This window comes from Rhizobium glycinendophyticum (assembly GCF_006443685.1).
GTDB classification, from domain to species: domain Bacteria; phylum Pseudomonadota; class Alphaproteobacteria; order Rhizobiales; family Rhizobiaceae; genus Allorhizobium; species Allorhizobium glycinendophyticum.
On sequence record NZ_VFYP01000001.1, the window covers coordinates 291640 to 309822 of the forward strand.

Here is an 18183-nt window from a genome sequence, read left to right on the forward strand (position 1 = left end):
CGTCAGCTCTCCATCATCCATTCCATCCGGACCGTCTCGTCCGGCTCTTCCCCCATGCGGGCCGCCCGTTGGACCGCGAAGTCCTGCCCCGGCAGCAGCCGCGACAGCGCCCACACGGCCATGCCGCGCACATCGGCAGAGGCATCGCCAAGCAGCGTTTCGCAGGCGGGCACCAGGTCGGCAGACCCGGAATTTCCCGCTGCAATCAGCACGTTGCGCACAAAGCGGTCGCGCCCGATACGCTTCACCGGCGAGCCGCTAAAGTAGGTGCGGAAGGCGGCATCGTCCAGCGTCAGGAAGAAGGCGATCTCGGGCGCTTTCAGATCATCGCGCGCCTGCAGCTTAATCTCGCGCGCCGACTGGGCAAACTTGTTCCACGGACAGGCGGCGAGACAGTCGTCGCAGCCATAGATGCGATTGCCGAAGGCGGGGCGAAGCTCAGGGTCGATCCGTCCCTTGTGTTCGATGGTGAGGTAGGAAATGCAGCGCCGCGCATCGATCTGATAGGGCGCCGGGAATGCCTCCGTCGGACAGGCGTCGAGGCAGGCACGACAGGAGCCGCAATGATCGCGCTCGGGCGTGTCGATCTCAAGATCGGCCGTGGTGAACAGGCTGCCGAGGAACAGCCAGGAGCCGAAGTCGCGGCTGACGAGATTGGTGTGTTTGCCCTGCCAGCCGAGCCCGGCTGCGGCCGCGAGCGGTTTTTCCATCACGGGCGCGGTGTCCACGAAGACCTTTACGTCGGCGCCGGCCCGTGCGGCAAAGCGCGTGGCGATCTCCTTCAGCCGCCCCTTGATCACGTCGTGATAGTCGCGGTTGCGGGCATAGACGGAGATGGCGGCCTTGTCCGGCTGGCCTTGCAGCAGGCGGGGGTCCTCGTCCGGGCCATAATTCATCCCGAACATCACGATGGAGCGAACCTCGGACCAGAGTACACGCGGATCGCCGCGCCTCTCCAAAGTCTCTTCCATCCAGGCCATTGTGCCGTGCCGCCCGGCTTCGACAAAAGCCTTGAGCCGCGCCGGGGCCTCCGGGATCGAGTCCGGCAGCGTGATGCGACAGACATCGAAGCCCTGAGCGAGCGCTTCCGCGCGCAGGAAGCGCGTCAGGTCTTCCCGCCGCTTCCTGATCTTCGGATCGCTCTGCGGCTCGTCCATCGCCTTGCCGTCAGAAATCGAGATCGGCGTAATGGGACACCGGCGTGATGCCCCGCACCCGCTCGGCCAGGAGCGGTCGGAACGACGGCCGCGATTTGATCCGCTGATACCATTCTTTGGCAACAGCAAACTCGTTCCAGTCGATCTCGCCGAGATAGTCGAGCACTGAGACGGCGGCCGCTGCCGACAGGTCGCCATAGCTCAAACGGTCACCCGCCACCCACTGGCGCGAGCCCGACAGCCAGGTGAGATACTTCATATGATGGCGGATATTGCCGCGCGCCGTCCGCAGAACCTTGGAATCGGGCGCCCCGCCGCCGAGGCCGTTGGGGATCAAGAGCTTGTGCACCCGCTCGCGCACGAGCGGCTTGGTTACGTCCTGCTCCATCTTCTGCAGGAACCACTCGACCAGTCGACGGATCTCCGCCCGCTGGAACGGGTCTTCCGCAAAGAGGCGCCGGTCGCGCTTCAGAACGCCATGGGTTTCGTCGATGAATTCGGAGATCACCATGGGCCCGCAAAGCGCCCGCATGTTGTCGTCGACATAGACGGGCAGAGTGCCGGCCGGATTGAACGCCAGGAACTCCTTGCGCTTCTCCCAGGTCTGCTCCTCCACCAGATCCACCTGGAAGCCGTATTCGGCCAGCACCAGACGGATGAAACGGGACGCGGTGGACATCGAATGATGATACAGGGTCGGCATTGTGACTCGGATTCTCGGATTTTTCAGGCGCCGGACCGCGCTATCAGAGGCGACTGGTCATGATCTCGGCTTCCAAGCTATAGGTGCTTGGTTTCCGCAACACAAGCAAATCACTCACAGCCTTCCCCCCTGAAGGAGACCTCATGGAAGATCAGTCAATTGTCAGCGCGCTGGTGCTCGGCCTCATCGAGGGCCTGACCGAGTTCATCCCGGTGTCGTCGACGGCGCATGTCCTGCTCGCCGGCCATTTTCTCGGCTTCAAGTCACCGGGCAACACCTTTGCGGTGCTGATCCAGCTCGGCGCGATCCTGGCGATCCTGAGCGTCTATTTCACCAAACTTCTGCAGATTGCGCTGTCGCTGCCGACAAGTGCCGCCAGCCGGCGTTTCGTCGGAGCCGTGCTCGTCGGCTTCCTGCCCGCTGCCGTCATCGGCGCGCTCGCCCATGATTTCATCAAGACGGTACTGTTCGAAACGCCGATGCTGATCTGCATCGTGCTGATCCTCGGCGGCTTCGTCCTTCTGTGGATCGACCGCAAGCCGCTCACCCCGCGCTATCACGACGTCACCGAATACCCCCTGTCGCTGGCGCTGAAGATCGGCTTCTTCCAGTGCCTGGCCATGATCCCGGGCACATCCCGCTCTGGGGCAACGATCGTCGGGGCGCTCCTGCTCGGCGCAGACAAGCGTTCGGCCGCTGAATTCTCGTTCTTCTTGGCCATGCCGACCATGGTCGGCGCCTTCGCGCTGGATCTCTACAAGAACCGCGATGCGCTGAGTTTCAACGACGGCGCGATCATCGCCATCGGCTTCATCGCCGCCTTCATCTCGGCGATCTTCGTCGTCAGGTTGCTTCTGGACTTCGTTTCGCGCCGGGGCTACGCGCCCTTCGCCTATTGGCGGATCGCGGTCGGCGCAATCGGTCTCGTGGCCTTGCTCCTGGTGGGTTGATCCCGCCAGAGCCGCGCGAAAAAAAGGGCCGTTCGAAGCGGCCCTTTCTCAACAATATGATCAGTTCTTGGTCGGAATGGACGCCGTCGAGCACGGGTCGATCCCGTAGGCCGGCGTGCAGTTTCCCTTGCGGGCTGCGACGGTGGTCGGCGCGACGAAGGAGCCGGCGATGATCACCAATGCCGCACATGCAAAGAACAGTGCGATGGACTTGCCCATGAAATGCCTCTTGAGACTGTCTAAATAGAAATGGCCGGTGGGAAACTCTCGCCCGGTGCTGCGGGCGAGTCTTTACGCACTGCTTTGACGGCCATCAATAGGCGATCTTGCTTTATCCGCGGTTAACACGCGTCTTTCTTTAGCTGCGTCTTTTGTGCAACTCCGGCACAAGGGGCAGGTTCGAAAGGTGTCCTCAGGCGGCCTTGCCGGAGCCAGCATACTGGCCGTGCGGCCTGTACTGGACGAGATAGGTCGGCAGGATCGAGGCAACCGTGACCGGCTCGACGCCGAGACCTTCAAGCGTGCGTCCTTCCGCCTTGGCTGCTGCCGAGACAACATTGTCCTTCTTCAGCAGCGTGACCTGGTCCGACGTGAGCGGTGGCGAAATCAGCGGGATCGCCGAGGCGATGCTGCCGATCAGCGAGGCAAGGCCGAAGGGCAGGGTGACGAGCGAGCGCTTGCGACCGACAACCTCAAGCATGGTCTCCAGACATTGCTTGAAGCTCATGACGTCACGACCGCCGAGTTCGTAAATCTTGCCGCGGGCAATCGTACCGTCCACGGAACGTGCAACGACTTCGGCGACATCGCCGACATAAACGGGCTGGAACTTCGTCTTGCCGCCGCCGACCAGTGGCAGAATGGGCGAAAGCTGCGCCATAGAGGCGAACTTGTTGAAGAAGCCGTCTTCCGGTCCAAAGACGATCGACGGGCGCAGGATCGTCGCGTCGGGCAAGATCGACTGCACTGCCGCTTCCGCCCGCCCCTTGGTCGCGGCGTAGGACGATTCCGACTTCGCATCGGCGCCGATGGCGGAGATGTGGGTCAGCGTCGCGCCGACCGAGCGGGCAGCTTCGGCGACCGCGCGCGCGCCGAAATCCTGGACGGCGTCAAAGCCGTTTCGACCGCTCTCGAACAGGATGCCGACGCAGTTGATCACATGATCTGCGCCCTGCACGGCCTTGTCCACCGAGGCGCGGTAGCGCAGATTGGCCTGAACGAAGGAGATCTGGCCGACATTGCCGAGCGGTTGCAGGAAGCCTGCGAGATCGGGGCGGCGCACCGCGACGCGGATGCGGTAACCGCGCTTGGCCAGCGCCCGTACAACATGCCGCCCGACGAAACCCGAGCCCCCGAAGACGGTGACGAGCGGCGGTTGGTTGGACAAGGTCATGGACGGGCTCCCCTGAACGGTGCGGCGCACTCTGCGCGTATGATATCAGCGCCCCTCTTAGCCGAATCGCTTGTCCGGGGAAAGTGCCGATGAGCCCGTTCCGGCAGGACAAAGGGCCTCAGGCGAAAGACTTAGACGCCCTCGACGACCACCATCTCGGCATCGGCCACTTCCTGGCGGATCTTCGCGGCAATCTGGTATTCGGGCGAGTTGTAGCAATCCACGGCCGCCTGATGCGAGGGGAACTCGATCACCACATTGCGGCTACGCACCTGGCCTTCGAGTTGGGTATAGGCGCCGCCCCGGGCGAGGAATGTCGCGCCATATTTTTCAAAGGCCGGCTTTGCTGCTGCGACATAATCCTTGTAGCGCTCGGCATCGCGAATATCGACGCGTGCGATCCAGTATCCCTTGGCCATCATGTCCTCCCGGAAGTGCTTGTGGTTCAATGTGTTGCGGTGAGCGCCGCATCCATTTCGGACAGGATCGCCAGTGCGGCAGCCTTCGGGTCGGCGGCCTTGACGATCGGGCGCGCCACGACGAGATGGCTGGAACCGGCGGCAATCGCATCGGCCGGCGTCATCACCCGCTTCTGGTCGCCATGGTCGGCACCCGCAGGCCGGATGCCGGGGGTCACGATCGCCATCTTCGGTCCGAGGATCTGGCGCACGGCGCTCGCCTCTTCCGCCGAGCAGACAACCCCGCCCATGCCGGCGATGCGCGCCTGTTCGGCACGCTTCAGAACCAGAGTGTGCGGATCATATTCATAGCCGGCATCGGTCAGGTCCTGCTCGTCCATCGAGGTGAGCACGGTGACGCCGAGGAGGCAGAGGCCCGAACCCTTTGCCGCTTCAACGGCCGCCTTCATCGCCTTCGGATAGGCATGCAGCGTCAGCATGGTCATGCCCATGCGCGCGATGTTCTCGACGGCCGAGGCAACCGTGTTGTCGATGTCGAGCAGCTTCATGTCGAGGAAGACCTGCTTGCCGTCCTTGGCAAGGTCCCGAGCGAATTCGAGGCCGCCCGCGAAGGCGAGCTGATAGCCGATCTTGTAGAAGGAGATGCTGTCGCCGAGCGTGGAAACCACGCCTTCCGCGTCGGCGACGGTCGGAACATCCAGTCCGACGATGAGACGGTGACGTGCGCTCAAGACAAACACTCCTGCCAGATCGAGACGGACGTCAAGTCGCACGACCGGCGCTGAATCGCAAGCACGACCAAGGGAGAGCTGACCGTGATCCCCCGCTCATATGAGAGGGTCGCTCAAGCCTTGCGGTAGATCCAGAGCTGAGCCGGCGGGATGTTGCGCACGACGAAGTCGAAGTGCTGGATGTGGTAGCGGTCCGGCTTGGCGATGATCGGAGACACCGGGCCATAGGTGATCTGCACCACGGGACGACCTTCGGGGATGCGCGACAGAAGGTCCTCGAGCAGCTGGATGCGTGCCTCCATCGGAAAGCTCAACATTGGCACCGCCGAGATCACGCAGTCGAAGGTTTGGTCGGCGAAGGCGCCCAGCGAAGTCTTCAGATCGAAGGCGTCGCCATGGATGAAGTTCACGCCCGCGTAGTCCTCGACCAGACGCTCGTAGAAGTCGCGCGAATACTCGACCGATACGATCTTCTCCGGCGATACGCCGCGGGCCAGGATCTGCTTGGTGATCACGCCCGTGCCGGGCCCGAGTTCGAGGACGGGCAGGCCAGACGTCACGTCGATGACGCTTGCCATACGCTTTGCGGTCACGGAAGAGGTCGGCACGATGGCGCCGACCGTCTTTGGCCCCTGCATCATGCCCTTGAAGAAGCGGATCTCCTCATCGAATTTCTTCTCGAACCGTTCCTTCAGTCGAATGCCCATGATCGTCCCTCTTGTTGTTCCTGCTCGATTGCTGCGAGCCGATTGCGACAATTTTGGGCCTGTCTGTCGCAAACGCAAGAGGGAATGGCGCTGTCGGAGTACGTATCGTGAAAGAAAATTCCCGACTTAGACGCGCATCGGCATCAGGACGTAGAGAGCGTCGACGCCGGCCGTGTCGCGAATGAGCGTCGGGGAGCCTGCATCCGCGAGCAGGAAGATCGCATCGTCACCCGAAAGCTGGCTGGTGATGTCGAGCAGATATTTGGCGTTGAAGCCGATCTCCATCGCGTCGTTTTCATAACCGACGGCCACTTCTTCCGTCGCACTGCCCGAATCCGGGTTGTTGACGGTAAGCAGCAGTTGGCCGTCGGACAGGGCGAGCTTCACGGCGCGGCCGCGTTCCGAAGAAATGGTCGACACGCGGTCGACGGCGCGCGCAAAGGTCTGGCAATCGACGCGCATTTCCTTGTCGTTCGCCTGCGGAATGACGCGCTGGTAATCCGGGAAGGTGCCGTCGATCAGCTTGGAGGTCAAAACGACGGTGCCGATCGAGAGGCGGATCTTCGAATCCGAGATTTCGATGCCGATGACGAGATCCGGGTTGTCGATCAGCTTCTGCAATTCGCCGACCGTCTTGCGCGGGATGATGATGCCCGGCATGCCCTCTGAGCCCGAGGGCGCATCGACATCGGCGCGCGCCAGGCGATGGCCGTCGGTCGCAACTGCGCGCAGCTTCAGGGCGCCGGAAGCCTCGATCGTGTGCAGGAAGATGCCGTTCAGATAATAGCGGGTCTCTTCGGTCGAAATCGCAAACTGGGTGCGATCGATCAGCATCTTGAAGTCGGATGCCTTGATCTTGAAGCTGTGGGTGAAGCTGCCGGCGGTCAGATCCGGGAAATCAGCTTGCGGCAGGCACTGTAGCGAGAACTTGGAGCGGCCCGAGGCCACCGTCATGCTGCCGCCGTCGGGCGTGGTGGCCAGAGCCACTTCCGATCCATCCGGCAGCTTGCGCACGATTTCATAGAGCAGATGCGCGGGAACCGTGGTGGCACCGGCCTGCTCGACCATGGCGGCCGTGCTTTCGGTGATTTCGAGGTCGAGGTCGGTCGCCTTCATGTCGAGTGCGGCCCCTTCGGCCTTCAGCAGGACGTTCGACAGGATCGGGATCGTGTTGCGACGCTCGACCACGCGATGCACATGGTTCAGCGACTTGAGGAGATTGGACCGTTCAAGAGTTATACGCATAGGATGCTACCGCTTTCGACGTGTCGTCATCCGGTTGCCCGGATGGAAGAAGGGCCGGCCTGACCCTGGGCCGGACGATGTGGACGGGCAAAATGGCAGGAAACGAACGGGAAAAGCAAGAGCCTCCAAGGTTTTCCACCTCGGCGCACAGGTCTGGTTGCCGGAATGGTTTATGGCCGGGCGCCCTTGTGGAAGATCGGGGCGTGGAGGATAAAGACGCCATGACAGATCATGACAAACCCGCAGCCGAGGCGCCGTCCGCCAAACGCTACCGCCTCAACGACACGCTGGTGCCCGCCCGCCCGCTGGAGCCGGCGCTCTATCTCGTGGCGACCCCCATCGGCAACCTCAGCGACATTACGCTCCGGGCCTTGGAAACGCTGGCCGGTGCCGATGTGCTCGCCTGCGAGGATACGCGTGTGACCCGCGTCCTGCTCGATCGCTATGGTATCGAGAACCGGCCTTATTCCTATCACGAATACAATGCCGACGAGGCCGGCGCCCGCCTGCTCGCCGCGCTGGACGCTGGCAAGTCTGTAGCCCTGGTGTCGGATGCCGGCACCCCGCTCGTCTCCGACCCTGGCTACCGCCTTGGCCAACTGGCGATCGAAGCCGGCCATCGCGTCGTGCCGATCCCCGGCGCATCGGCTCCGCTGGCCGCTCTTGTCGGCTCCGGCCTGCCCAACGAAGCCTTTCTCTTCGCCGGCTTCCTGCCAACCAAGGACAAGGCGCGTCGCGACCGGCTGAAGGAACTCGCCAAGGTGCCGGCAACGCTGATCTTCTTTGAATCCCCGCACCGCATCGGTGATACGCTGACAGCCGCTGCCGAGGAACTCGACGCCAGCCGTCCGGCTGCCGTCTGCCGCGAACTGACCAAGACCTTCGAGGAATTCCGCCGCGGCACGCTGGGCGACCTCGCGGAGATCTATGCCGACAAGGCCGTGAAGGGCGAGGTGGTGCTGGTGATCGGCCCGCCGATGGCCGATGCCGCCCCGGATGCCGCCGATGTCGACAGTCTTCTCGCCGAACTCGCCGGCACCATGCCCACGGCCAAGGCGGCGACCGAAGCCGCCAAACTCACCGGCCTGCCGCGCAAGGACCTCTACCAGCGCCTTCTGGAACTCAAGGGGGCCGCATGAAGCCTGTCGGCGTGGATCGAAATCGCATCCGCGCCGAGAGGCTGGGCCGCTGGTCGGAGGTTCGTGCGGCGATAGCTCTCCTGCTCAAAGGTTACCGCATCCTCGCCTTCCGCTACCGTACCCGGGCAGGGGAAGTCGACATCATCGCGCGGCGCGGCGATCTCGTGGTTTTCGTCGAAGTGAAAGCGCGAAAGACCGTCTCGTCCGGCGTCGATGCCGTCGGTTGGGAGGCCCAGCGCCGCATCCGCAATGCGTCAGATCATTGGATTTCCAGGCAGCCCGACGCGACAAAACTGTCACTTCGATATGATATCGTCGTTGTGCGGCCATGGCACTGGCCAACCCATCTGCCGGGTGCATTCTAGTTTCGTTTCGGCTTCGATGTGGAAAATTCGAAACCTTCGTTTTGTGACAATCCTGTCACGAAACAGTCAAGTGGCTGTCATCGACCGCGCCTAATGCAGGCCTCACCGCAACAACCGGTGGAGAGGATCTGTCCCATGATCAAGAAGATTTCCCTGGCCGCTCTGGCCCTGACCATGACCGCATCGACGACGCTTGCCGCGACCAACATCACCTGGTGGCACGGCATGGGTGGCCGCAACGGCGAAGTCATCAACGAGCTCGCCCAGAAGTTCAACGCCGCCCAGAGCGAATGCGCCATCACCCCCGTTTCCAAGGGTTCCTATGAAGAGGCCCTGTCGGCCGGCATCGCCGCCTTCCGCTCCGGCGAACAGCCGAACATCCTGCAGGTGTTCGATGCTGGTGCCGCGACCATCATCAACGCCAAGGGCGCAACCATTCCGGCCGAAGACCTCCTGAAGGACAACGGCTTCACCTTCGACCGCAACGCCTTCATCGAAGGTGTTCGCTATTTCTACGCCGATTCTGACGGCAAGTTCGTCGGCATGCCGTTCAACTCCTCGGCGCCGATCATGTACATCAACGACGAAGCCCTGAAGAAGGCCGGCGTCGAAGCCCCGAAGACCTGGGAAGAGTTCGAAGCCATTGCGCCGAAGCTGAAGGAAGCCGGCTTCATCCCGCTCGTTCAGTCGCAGCTCACCTGGCAGTTCACCGAGAACTTCTTCTCGCGCAACAACATCCAGTTCGCTTCCAACAACAACGGCTATGACAGCGTCGTCGACACGACGATCAACGTCACCGACGAGCGCCACGTCATGATGTATGACAAGCTCAAGGCCTGGTACGACCAGGGCCTGTTCGGTTATTACGGTGCGGCCTGGAACGACAACCAGAAGATCTTCGAAGAAGGCAAGGCCGCTCTCTGGATCGGCTCCTCCGGCTCCTTCGGCGGCCTGCAGAAGACCGCAACCATGCCCTTCTCGGCAACCTTCCTGCCCTATTGGGGCTCGATCGAAGGCGCTGGCGTCCACTCCTTCATCGGTGGAGCCGCCCTCTTCGCCATGTCCGGCAAGTCGGCTGAAGAAAACAAGTGCTCTGCCGCCTTTTTCAACTTCCTGACTTCGACCGAGATCCAGAAGTTCTACCACCAGGCCACCGGCTACGTCGCCATCACCAATGCGGCTTACGAGCTGGCCAAATCGGAAGGCTACTACAACGAGAAGCCGGCTGCCGAAGTGGGCATCAAGCAGCTGCAGCTGCCGGGCGCCGAGTGGGACAAGGGTTATCGCCTCGGCTTCTACCCGCAGATCCGCTCGATCATGGAACGCGAATACAACCGCATCTTCGCCGGTGAAACCACCCCGAAGGACGCCATGGAAACGATCAAGAAGGAAGCCGACGAACTGCTCGCCCGCTTCGCCAAGACGGCAGGCTGATCCCAGTCGGGCTATTGCCCCTCACCCCACCCTCTCCCCGCCAGCGGGGAGAGGGAGTGCAGACGTTGCGGCCCTCGGCCTTCTCCACGCTTGCGGGGAGAAGGTGCCGGCAGGCGGATGAGGGGCCCACTCTCCAACGCCTTCGCGCTCTGCCTTCCTTCTCGAAAGACACCACTATGAAGCGCGTCCAGTTCAATTCGCGATACCTGCCCTATCTGTTCCTGCTGCCGCAGTTCGTGATCATTTCGATCTTCTTCTATTGGCCGTCTGCCCAGGCGATCACCTCGTCCTTCTACATCGAGGATCCCTTCGGCTTCGGCTCCAGCTTCGTGGGTTTCGCAAATTACACCGATGCGCTCGCCTCGCCGGAATACCGCAAGATTGCCGGCTTCACGATCGCCTACAGCCTGATCGTTACGACGCTCGCTCTGTCGCTCGGCCTCTTGCTTGCCTTGAAAGCCGATGCGGTGATCCGCGGCAAATCCGCCTACAAGACGCTGCTCATCGTCGTCTATGCCATTGCCCCGCCGGTCGCGGGCCTGATCGGCATGATGTTCTTCGACCAGCATATCGGCCCCTTCGTCAAATTCGCCGCCCTGTTCGGCTGGGACATGAAAGTCGGCCTCAACTATTTCGACACGGCCTTCGCCATGGTCGCGGTCGCCGTCTGGAACCAGATCCCCTATAATTTCATCTTCTTCCTCTCCGGCCTGCAGGGCATCCCGGCTTCGATCCGGGAGGCAGCCGCGATCGACTGCAAGTCCGGCACACGCCGATTCTGGACGGTGATCCTGCCGCTGCTCACCCCGACCGCCTTCTTCCTGCTGGTCATCAACATGACCTATTCGCTGTTCGATACCTTTGCCGTCATCGACGTGATCGTGAAGGACAAGCCGGCCAACAACCCGATCACGCTGGTCTACAAGGTCTATCTCGACGGCTTCCGCGGCAATGACCTCGGCTCGTCCTCGGCCCAGTCGGTCATCCTGATGCTGGTCGTGCTGGTGCTGACCATGATCCAGTTCCGCTTCATCGAACGCCGCGTTCATTACGGTTGAGGAGAGCGCCATGTACCGCACCAAATTCTTCGACCATCTGATCCTGATCGCAGGCGTCATCTTCATGCTGGGACCGCTGGTCGTTGCCTTCACGACGTCCACCCATTCGGCCGCCGAGATCCACACAAACGGCCTGATGCTGTCCATCGGCGACGATTTCACGTCGACCTATGACAAGGTTCTCTTCAAGTCTGGCGGTTTCACCGGTCAGGTCACAGGCCTGACCATGGCGATGAACTCGCTGATCTTGGGGCTCGGTTTTGCCATCGGTAAGATCGTGCTCTCGATGTTGGCGGCCTACGCCATCGTCTATTTCCGCTTCCGCTTTGCGACCCTTGCCTTCTGGCTCATCTTCACGACGCTGCTTTTGCCGCTCGAAGTGCGCATCATGCCGACCTACAAGGTGATGAGCGATCTCTCGCTCTTGAACAGCTATCAGGGCCTGATCCTGCCGCTCCTGGCCTCGGCCACCGGCACCTTCTTCTTCCGCCAGTTCTTCAAGTCCGTGCCGGATGAACTCCTGGAGGCCGCGCGCATCGATGGCGCCGGTCCGTTCAAATTCTTCATCGACGTGCTGGTGCCGCTGTCGCGCACCATGATCGCCGCCGTCTTTATCATCATGTTCGTCTATGGCTGGAACCAGTATCTCTGGCCCATGCTGATGACGACAGACGAGGGCTTCTACACCCTCATGCGCGGCATCAAGCAGATCCTGCAGGTCTGGGTGGGCTCGCAAATCCCTGATTATAACGAAGCCTTTGCCATGGCCGTGCTCGCACTCCTGCCCCCCGTCATCGTGGTGGTGGTGTTCCAGAGCTGGTTCATCAAGGGCCTCACCGAATCCGACAAGTAAGAGGAGTACGCTCCATGGCGTCCATCGACATCAACGAGGTCTCCAAGATCTACGACAAGGGCGGCGCGAAGGCCGTCGACAGCGTCGACATCCAGATCGAAGACGGCGAGTTCATCGTGCTCGTCGGCCCCTCCGGCTGTGGCAAGTCCACGCTGCTGCGCATGGTGGCCGGTCTCGAAGCCATCTCGCAGGGCACGATTTCGATCGGCGACCGCGTGGTGAACGAGGTTGAGCCAGCCGACCGCGACATCGCCATGGTCTTCCAGAACTATGCGCTATATCCGCATATGACCGTCTACGACAATCTGGCCTATGGCCTGAAGAACCGCGGCACCCCGAAGGCCGAGATCTCCGCCCGCGTGGCGGAAGCCGCTAAGATGCTGGAGATCGAGAAATATCTCGACCGCAAGCCGCGTGCGCTTTCGGGTGGCCAACGCCAGCGCGTCGCCATGGGCCGCGCCATCGTCCGCAAGCCCGCCGTCTTCCTCTTCGACGAGCCGTTGTCGAACCTCGACGCCAAGCTGCGCGTCACCATGCGTGGCGAAATCCGCAAGCTGCAGAAGCGGCTGAAGACCACGGCGATCTACGTCACCCACGACCAGCTTGAAGCCATGACGCTGGCGGACCGTCTGGTGGTGCTGAACGGTGGCCAGATCGAGCAGATCGGCACGCCGCTCGAGGTCTATAACCGACCGGCCTCCACCTTCGTCGCGAGCTTCATCGGCTCGCCGGCGATGAACCTGCTCGATGGCGAGGTCGAACGGGGACGGCTGATCTTCGGCGTCGTTCCTCTCGACGTTCCCGGCCTTCTGCCGGAAGGACCCGTCCGCATCGGCCTGCGCGCCGAAGATCTCGTCGTTGCGGCACCCGAGGAGGCCCAGTTCGTGCTGTCCGTCGATTATGTCGAGGAGCTCGGCGCCCAGCGGTTGGTTCACGGCCTCGTGGGTGACCAGACGCTGACCGTGATCGTCTCGCCGAACGCACCTCTCACCGACCGGCTGCCCGTCAGGATCGCATCAAAGAAGCTGCATTTCTTCTCCGCCGAAACCGGCAGACGCATCGAGCCGACAACCGCAGGCGGGACGCCGACGTCCGCCCCTCGGGCGCCGGTCGCAAGCTTTGCCTGAGCGACCGGATAGATCGCATTTGAACGATCTCCCAAACCCCGTTTTAGCGGCTTGCTGATAGCGTTCCCGCAAATTGCCTTTGTGGGGGACGCCATGCCTGTAAAACTTCTGTTGGCCGGAATGGCCGGTCTGATGCTCGCGACGCCGCGCCGCAAAAGCGAAGGGCCGGCCGCGATGATCGCCGCGCATGCCGATCATCTTGCGCTGAAGGCAGCCCCGATCAACCCCGACTGGATCATCCGCGGCACTCCGCTTGCCCGCATGGGTGAGCATTCGACCAGCACCGACGAGGCCAGTTCCACCGCCGTCTGGGATTGCACCGCCGGTGAATTCCGCTGGTTCTTCGGCTGGGACGAGACGGTCGTCATTCAGGAAGGCGAGGTGCACGTCACCGACGCGGACGGCGGAGAACGCTTGCTGCGGGCCGGCGACATCGCCTATTTCCGGGGCGGCACCTGGGCCACCTGGCGCGTCGATCATTATGTCCGCAAGGTCGCCTTCCTGCGCAAGCCTTTCCCGGGGCCGCTCGCCACGCTCTACCGGCTGCGCAATGCCCTGCGCCAGGGCAAGTTTTCCGCCCTCTGATCTGAACCCGCCATCAGCAAAATTGAAGCCTGCCGCCGTTGCCATCCCCCGCGGCTCGGCCTAAACCTGCCTTGCTTTCGAACGAGGACAGACCCATGGCGAAAATCACCAATGTCGCGGTCCAGATGGACCACGTCTCCACGATCAATATCGCGGGCGATAGCACTTTCGCCATGAGCCTGGAGGCGCAGGCCCGGGGGTACAAGCTCTTCCACTATACGCCCGACCGCCTGTCGATGCGCGACGGCAAGGTGTACGCCACCGTCGAGCCCATGGAACTGCGCGACGTCAAGGGAGACCATTTCACCCTCGGCGCCCCGGAACGGATCGACCTGTCGACCATGGATGTCGTTCTGCTGCGCCAGGATCCGCCCTTCGACATGAGCTACATCACCTCGACCCATCTCCTGGAGCGCATCCACCCGAAGACGCTCGTCGTCAACGATCCGGCCTGGGTGCGCAACTCGCCGGAAAAGATTTTCGTCACCGAATTCGCCGACCTGATGCCGCCGACCCTGATCACCAAGGATCCGGCCGAGATCGCCCGCTTCCGGGAAGAGCAGGGCGACATCATCCTGAAGCCGCTCTACGGAAACGGCGGCGCCGGTGTCTTCCATTCGACCCGCGACGACCGCAACTTCTCCTCGTTGATGGAGATGTTCAACCAGATGTTCCGCGAGCCTTTCATCGCCCAGGGCTATCTGCCGGCTGTGCGCAAGGGCGACAAGCGCATCATCCTCGTCGACGGCGAGCCGGTGGGCGCGATCAACCGCGTCCCGGCCGAACATGACGCCCGCTCCAACATGCATGCCGGCGGCAGGCCAGAGCCGACCGAGCTGACCGCCCGCGAACGCGAGATCTGCGCCCGCATCGGTCCCGCTCTCCGTGAACGGGGCTTCCTCCTGGTCGGCATCGATGTCATCGGCGATTACATGACCGAGATCAACGTCACCTCGCCGACCGGCATTCGTGAAGTGAAGAAGTTCGGTGGCGCGGACATCGCCTCGCTTCTTTGGAATGCCATCGAGCGGAAGCGCGCCTGACGCAAGCACCTGAAACGGCTCAGAAAGTTCACGGCACGTTCTGCTCTTGCAACCGACTGCAACCCTATACCTATTGCAGGATGCGGATGTTCCGCAAATGTTCTTGCTAATTCCTGCGCCTTATGCGAGATTGTTCCCGTCGCCACACGCAATATGAAGTTGCAGGTGGCGGCCAGAGGACGATCGGCGAGGGCGGGCAATGGTGGCGCGTGTCAGTACGGTTGCATTCCAGGGGATCGAGGGTGTGCCCGTCGATGTCCAGGTCATGGTGGCGCCGGGCAAGCCCGGCATGCAGATTGTCGGCCTACCCGACAAGGCGGTGGCCGAAAGCCGCGAACGGGTGCAGGCCGCGCTCCATGCCTCCGGTCTCGCTCTGCCGCCGAAGAGGATCACCGTCAATCTGGCGCCTGCGGATCTTCCAAAAGAAGGGTCTCATTTCGACCTTCCCATCGCGCTCGGCCTGATGGCCGCGCTGGGCGCCATCCCGGGTGACGCGCTCTCGGGTTATCTCGTCATCGGCGAGCTCAATCTCGACGGCACGATTGCCCCCATCGCCGGCGCGCTTCCGGCGGCCATCAGCGCAAACGCCGTCGACAAGGGCCTCATCTGCCCCGCCGACAGCGGCGCCGAAGCCGCCTGGGCCGGCGCAGACCTCGACATCCTCGCGCCGCGCAGCCTGATCGGCCTCGCGAACCATTTTCGCGGCACCCAGATCCTGTCGCGACCGGAACCGTCGGTGCGCGCACTGCCCGCCAACCTTCCCGATCTCGCCGATATCAAAGGCCAGGAAAGCGCCAAGCGCGCGCTGGAAGTGGCCGCCGCCGGCGGGCACAATCTGCTGATGGTCGGCCCGCCCGGATCGGGAAAATCCATGCTCGCCGCGCGGCTGCCCTCGATCCTGCCGCCGCTCTCTGCGGCCGAATTGCTCGAAGTTTCGATGATCCATTCGATCGCCGGCCAGCTTTCGGGCGGCAAGCTGTCGGATCGCCGCCCCTTCCGGACACCGCATCATTCCGCCACCATGGCGGCGCTGGTCGGTGGCGGCTTGAAAGCACGACCAGGCGAGGCATCGCTCGCCCATCATGGTATTCTTTTCCTGGACGAATTGCCGGAATTTGCTCCGCCGGTTCTCGATGCGCTCCGCCAGCCGCTCGAAACCGGCGAATGCATCATCGCCCGCGCCAATCACCGGGTTTCTTACCCCTCTGATTTCCAGCTTGTGGCGGCGATGAACCCGTGTCGCTGCGGCATGGCCGGGGAACCCGGCCATGTCTGTGCCCGCGGCATCCGCTGCCAGACCGAGTATCAGGGCCGCATTTCGGGCCCCCTGATGGATCGCATCGACATCCGCATCGACGTGCCGGCCGTCTCGGCCTCCGATCTCATCCGGCCGGGAACGGCTGAAAGCAGCGCCGACGTTGCCCGGCGCGTGGCGACCGCCCGTCAGCGTCAGCGCGAACGCTTCGCCCGTCTCGACCTGCCGTTTTCGACCAATGCCCGCTGCTCCACAGCCTTGATCGAGACGCTTGCCGAACCGGACCCGGCGGGTCTGCAGCTTTTGCGCGACGCGGCCGACAAATTCCGCTTTTCGGCCCGCGGTTATCACCGGGTACTGAAAGTGGCCCGCACGCTCGCTGATCTGGATGGGGTGGAAACCCTGGGTCGCATCCACCTCGCCGAAGCAATCTCCTACCGCATCGCCTCGGAACGTCTGGCGGCCGCGGCATAATCGGCTGGAGAAGGGGGAAGTGTGGCGGGCCAGGATCCAGGGTCTCTCGGGAACTGAACGCAGTGAGTGCAGACCGGGACTCTGTAAAGCGAGGTCCGGCTAGGCCGTGGGTCCTTCGGCCTCGGGAGTTGAGGCAAAGATCAGGCGGGCTGTGCCATCTCTGTCGGCCGCAGCATGTCGGTCGGCAATGACATGCGGATGATGGCGCCGGTCTCGGGATAGCTCATCTCGGCATGGCCACGCACACCGGAGATGACGCGTTTCATCAAGGTGGAGCCGAAGCCGCCGGCGCCCGCCTGAGGCGCCGTCGGCATTGGACCGCCGCTCTCTCGCCACTCGATGACCAGCCGACCCTCTTCGCCTTCGGCTTGCTCCAGCCGCCAGGTGAGATCGATCTGCCCGGAGCCCACACTGAGCGCGCCATATTTTGCGGCGTTGGTCCCGAGTTCGTGCAGGATCAGGCTGAGCACCACCACCGTCTGGCCGCCGATAGGAACCCTGGGGCCGGAGGCGGAAAAGCGGGGGGTGCCGACGACCGCAAAGGGCTCGAGCGCCTGGAAGATAACGGCCTGCAGCGAGGCATCCTCGCCTTCGCGAAGACCCCGCAGCAGAAGATTGGACCGGCCGAGTGCGGTTAGGCGGTCGCGCAGGCGCGCCGCCAGTTCCTCGGCGCTGGAGGCGTTCTTCAGCGACAGGCTGATGATGGCATTGATGGTGGCGAAGATGTTCTTCAGCCGGTGGTCGAGTTCCTGCGCCATAACCTCCTGGCCGTCGGCCAGTCGCTGGCTCTCCTGTCGTGCGACGATCTCTGCCCGGTAGGCTGCCATCATCAGGTGGATGAGCGAGAGATCGGTGACGATGACGAAGACGTAAAGTCCCATCGCAATCAGCGTGCCGGCTGAGACATCGAAACGATAGGGCGTGATGAAGAAATACCAGGCGGCAAGGCCGGAAAGGATCCCGACCAGCATGCCCTGACGCACGCCGAAGACGAAGCCACAGATGACGACGGCGGGAAAGAAGGTGAGAAACGGAAAACCGGCCGGCATCAGCGGGTCGAGCCAGGCCCGCAGAAAGAGCGCAACCAGGAAGACAGCGAGGCTCAAGCCATAGGTGACGATCTTGTCCTTGCTGGACAGCGTCTTTTGCACCGCGGCAAAGGCCGGCAAGGTATCGAAATATGCGCGCATGGCCCTATTCGTCTCGCAGAAATTACGAATAATCAGAAATTACGGAAGGGTGTTAAAGAAATGCTAGCTGACGCAAAAGACGGCTGCAACCCATCACGACACTTAGTGGTCCCTCCCGGTTTTCTCAAGCTCAACGGTCACTGACGATCCTTCCGGCGGCGCCGGGGGGAAGTCGATGCACGCGTGGTGCGCGCGAAAGGAGCAGCTTTCACCGCGGAGAGGAGAAGAAAAAATATCAGGCCCCCCTCGCTCCGGCTCTGCTTCTTTAGGGCCAGAAGGGGCGCCGCCAGCTATCATGCCTTCCTGGCGACAGCCGCCTTGATATATCGAATCGCAGTAGCCGGGATAGTGGCCG

19 protein-coding genes are annotated in these 18183 nt (G+C 62.6%); 10 read left to right on the forward strand and 9 right to left on the reverse strand.

Annotated elements, in window-relative coordinates; genetic code table 11:
• Positions 1-2: 2 nt before the first annotated feature.
• Positions 3-1157 (reverse strand): tRNA epoxyqueuosine(34) reductase QueG, encoded by a 1155-nt coding sequence (gene queG, locus FJQ55_RS01455; RefSeq protein WP_140825956.1) that lies wholly within the window; start codon positions 1155-1157, stop codon positions 3-5.
• Positions 1158-1167: 10 nt separating this feature from the next.
• On the reverse strand, positions 1168-1860 hold the full coding sequence (locus FJQ55_RS01460) for a glutathione S-transferase family protein (protein WP_140825957.1): 693 nt from the start codon (positions 1858-1860) through the stop codon (positions 1168-1170).
• A gap of 143 nt (positions 1861-2003) precedes the next feature.
• Here FJQ55_RS01460 and FJQ55_RS01465 point away from each other — a divergent pair, with 143 nt between their 5' ends.
• Positions 2004-2810, forward strand: a complete 807-nt coding sequence (locus FJQ55_RS01465) for an undecaprenyl-diphosphate phosphatase (RefSeq protein ID WP_140825958.1) — start codon at positions 2004-2006, stop codon at positions 2808-2810.
• 60 nt (positions 2811-2870) lie between these two features.
• Here FJQ55_RS01465 and FJQ55_RS23395 read toward each other — a convergent pair whose 3' ends face one another.
• The 6 genes from FJQ55_RS23395 to dnaN all read right to left on the reverse strand — a co-directional run bounded on the left by FJQ55_RS23395 (position 2871) and on the right by dnaN (position 7305).
• Positions 2871-3029: a hypothetical protein gene (locus tag FJQ55_RS23395; protein ID WP_167507681.1), complete on the reverse strand. Its 159-nt coding sequence runs from the start codon at positions 3027-3029 to the stop codon at positions 2871-2873.
• A 193-nt stretch (positions 3030-3222) separates the two neighbouring features.
• On the reverse strand, positions 3223-4203 hold the full coding sequence (locus FJQ55_RS01470) for a complex I NDUFA9 subunit family protein (RefSeq protein ID WP_140825959.1): 981 nt from the start codon (positions 4201-4203) through the stop codon (positions 3223-3225).
• 131 nt (positions 4204-4334) lie between these two features.
• A complete protein-coding gene (locus tag FJQ55_RS01475) occupies positions 4335-4622 on the reverse strand; it encodes a DUF1330 domain-containing protein (RefSeq protein WP_140825960.1) in 288 nt (95 codons plus the stop codon).
• 26 nt (positions 4623-4648) lie between these two features.
• Complete coding sequence (gene pyrF, locus FJQ55_RS01480) at positions 4649-5353, reverse strand: orotidine-5'-phosphate decarboxylase (RefSeq protein ID WP_140825961.1); 705 nt, start codon at positions 5351-5353, stop codon at positions 4649-4651.
• A 113-nt stretch (positions 5354-5466) separates the two neighbouring features.
• Positions 5467-6060, reverse strand: coding sequence for a phospholipid N-methyltransferase PmtA (gene pmtA, locus FJQ55_RS01485; protein ID WP_140825962.1), 594 nt, complete (start codon positions 6058-6060; stop codon positions 5467-5469).
• 126 nt (positions 6061-6186) lie between these two features.
• The gene (gene dnaN, locus FJQ55_RS01490; protein WP_140825963.1) at positions 6187-7305 is read right to left on the reverse strand and encodes a DNA polymerase III subunit beta; all 1119 of its coding nucleotides are present in this window, start codon (positions 7303-7305) and stop codon (positions 6187-6189) included.
• 221 nt (positions 7306-7526) lie between these two features.
• On the opposite strand from dnaN, the gene rsmI reads away from it, so the two are divergent.
• The 9 genes from rsmI to FJQ55_RS01535 all read left to right on the forward strand — a co-directional run bounded on the left by rsmI (position 7527) and on the right by FJQ55_RS01535 (position 16638).
• Entirely contained in the window at positions 7527-8444 is a 918-nt protein-coding gene (gene rsmI, locus FJQ55_RS01495) for a 16S rRNA (cytidine(1402)-2'-O)-methyltransferase (protein WP_140825964.1), read from the forward strand.
• The gene (locus FJQ55_RS01500; protein ID WP_113375699.1) at positions 8441-8809 is read left to right on the forward strand and encodes a YraN family protein; all 369 of its coding nucleotides are present in this window, start codon (positions 8441-8443) and stop codon (positions 8807-8809) included. The genes rsmI and FJQ55_RS01500 overlap by 4 nt, the downstream gene beginning before the upstream one ends.
• 135 nt (positions 8810-8944) lie before the next feature.
• A complete protein-coding gene (locus FJQ55_RS01505) occupies positions 8945-10243 on the forward strand; it encodes an extracellular solute-binding protein (protein ID WP_140825965.1) in 1299 nt (432 codons plus the stop codon).
• 176 nt (positions 10244-10419) lie between these two features.
• Positions 10420-11301: an ABC transporter permease subunit gene (locus tag FJQ55_RS01510; RefSeq protein ID WP_140825966.1), complete on the forward strand. Its 882-nt coding sequence runs from the start codon at positions 10420-10422 to the stop codon at positions 11299-11301.
• 10 nt (positions 11302-11311) lie between these two features.
• Entirely contained in the window at positions 11312-12154 is an 843-nt protein-coding gene (gene ugpE / locus FJQ55_RS01515) for a sn-glycerol-3-phosphate ABC transporter permease UgpE (protein ID WP_113460191.1), read from the forward strand.
• Positions 12155-12168: 14 nt separating this feature from the next.
• Positions 12169-13281, forward strand: coding sequence for a sn-glycerol-3-phosphate import ATP-binding protein UgpC (locus tag FJQ55_RS01520; protein ID WP_140825967.1), 1113 nt, complete (start codon positions 12169-12171; stop codon positions 13279-13281).
• 120 nt (positions 13282-13401) lie between these two features.
• A complete protein-coding gene (locus FJQ55_RS01525; protein ID WP_425467521.1) occupies positions 13402-13866 on the forward strand; it encodes a cupin domain-containing protein in 465 nt (154 codons plus the stop codon).
• Positions 13867-13961: 95 nt separating this feature from the next.
• Complete coding sequence (gene gshB, locus FJQ55_RS01530; protein ID WP_140825969.1) at positions 13962-14909, forward strand: glutathione synthase; 948 nt, start codon at positions 13962-13964, stop codon at positions 14907-14909.
• A 199-nt stretch (positions 14910-15108) separates the two neighbouring features.
• Positions 15109-16638 (forward strand): YifB family Mg chelatase-like AAA ATPase, encoded by a 1530-nt coding sequence (locus FJQ55_RS01535; RefSeq protein ID WP_140825970.1) that lies wholly within the window; start codon positions 15109-15111, stop codon positions 16636-16638.
• A gap of 140 nt (positions 16639-16778) precedes the next feature.
• On the opposite strand, the gene FJQ55_RS01540 is transcribed toward FJQ55_RS01535, so the two are convergent.
• The gene (locus tag FJQ55_RS01540; RefSeq protein WP_140825971.1) at positions 16779-17828 is read right to left on the reverse strand and encodes an HWE histidine kinase domain-containing protein; all 1050 of its coding nucleotides are present in this window, start codon (positions 17826-17828) and stop codon (positions 16779-16781) included.
• Between the last annotated feature and the right edge of the window lie 355 nt (positions 17829-18183).

What these genes read in the sequence shown, in the direction of transcription:
- pmtA (WP_140825962.1), bottom strand. Translation starts at nt 6,060, where the DNA reads ATGGGCATTCGACTGAAGGAACGGTTCGAGAAGAAATTCGATGAGGAG.
- FJQ55_RS23395 (WP_167507681.1), bottom strand. Translation starts at nt 3,029, where the DNA reads ATGGGCAAGTCCATCGCACTGTTCTTTGCATGTGCGGCATTGGTGATC.
- dnaN (WP_140825963.1), bottom strand. Translation starts at nt 7,305, where the DNA reads ATGCGTATAACTCTTGAACGGTCCAATCTCCTCAAGTCGCTGAACCAT.
- FJQ55_RS01470 (WP_140825959.1), bottom strand. Translation starts at nt 4,203, where the DNA reads ATGACCTTGTCCAACCAACCGCCGCTCGTCACCGTCTTCGGGGGCTCG.
- queG (WP_140825956.1), bottom strand. Translation starts at nt 1,157, where the DNA reads ATGGACGAGCCGCAGAGCGATCCGAAGATCAGGAAGCGGCGGGAAGAC.
- FJQ55_RS01500 (WP_113375699.1), top strand. Translation starts at nt 8,441, where the DNA reads ATGAAGCCTGTCGGCGTGGATCGAAATCGCATCCGCGCCGAGAGGCTG.
- FJQ55_RS01540 (WP_140825971.1), bottom strand. Translation starts at nt 17,828, where the DNA reads ATGCGCGCATATTTCGATACCTTGCCGGCCTTTGCCGCGGTGCAAAAG.
- FJQ55_RS01525 (WP_425467521.1), top strand. Translation starts at nt 13,402, where the DNA reads ATGGCCGGTCTGATGCTCGCGACGCCGCGCCGCAAAAGCGAAGGGCCG.
- ugpE (WP_113460191.1), top strand. Translation starts at nt 11,312, where the DNA reads ATGTACCGCACCAAATTCTTCGACCATCTGATCCTGATCGCAGGCGTC.
- FJQ55_RS01475 (WP_140825960.1), bottom strand. Translation starts at nt 4,622, where the DNA reads ATGGCCAAGGGATACTGGATCGCACGCGTCGATATTCGCGATGCCGAG.
- FJQ55_RS01465 (WP_140825958.1), top strand. Translation starts at nt 2,004, where the DNA reads ATGGAAGATCAGTCAATTGTCAGCGCGCTGGTGCTCGGCCTCATCGAG.
- FJQ55_RS01535 (WP_140825970.1), top strand. Translation starts at nt 15,109, where the DNA reads ATGGTGGCGCGTGTCAGTACGGTTGCATTCCAGGGGATCGAGGGTGTG.
- FJQ55_RS01505 (WP_140825965.1), top strand. Translation starts at nt 8,945, where the DNA reads ATGATCAAGAAGATTTCCCTGGCCGCTCTGGCCCTGACCATGACCGCA.
- FJQ55_RS01510 (WP_140825966.1), top strand. Translation starts at nt 10,420, where the DNA reads ATGAAGCGCGTCCAGTTCAATTCGCGATACCTGCCCTATCTGTTCCTG.
- rsmI (WP_140825964.1), top strand. Translation starts at nt 7,527, where the DNA reads ATGACAGATCATGACAAACCCGCAGCCGAGGCGCCGTCCGCCAAACGC.
- gshB (WP_140825969.1), top strand. Translation starts at nt 13,962, where the DNA reads ATGGCGAAAATCACCAATGTCGCGGTCCAGATGGACCACGTCTCCACG.
- FJQ55_RS01460 (WP_140825957.1), bottom strand. Translation starts at nt 1,860, where the DNA reads ATGCCGACCCTGTATCATCATTCGATGTCCACCGCGTCCCGTTTCATC.
- FJQ55_RS01520 (WP_140825967.1), top strand. Translation starts at nt 12,169, where the DNA reads ATGGCGTCCATCGACATCAACGAGGTCTCCAAGATCTACGACAAGGGC.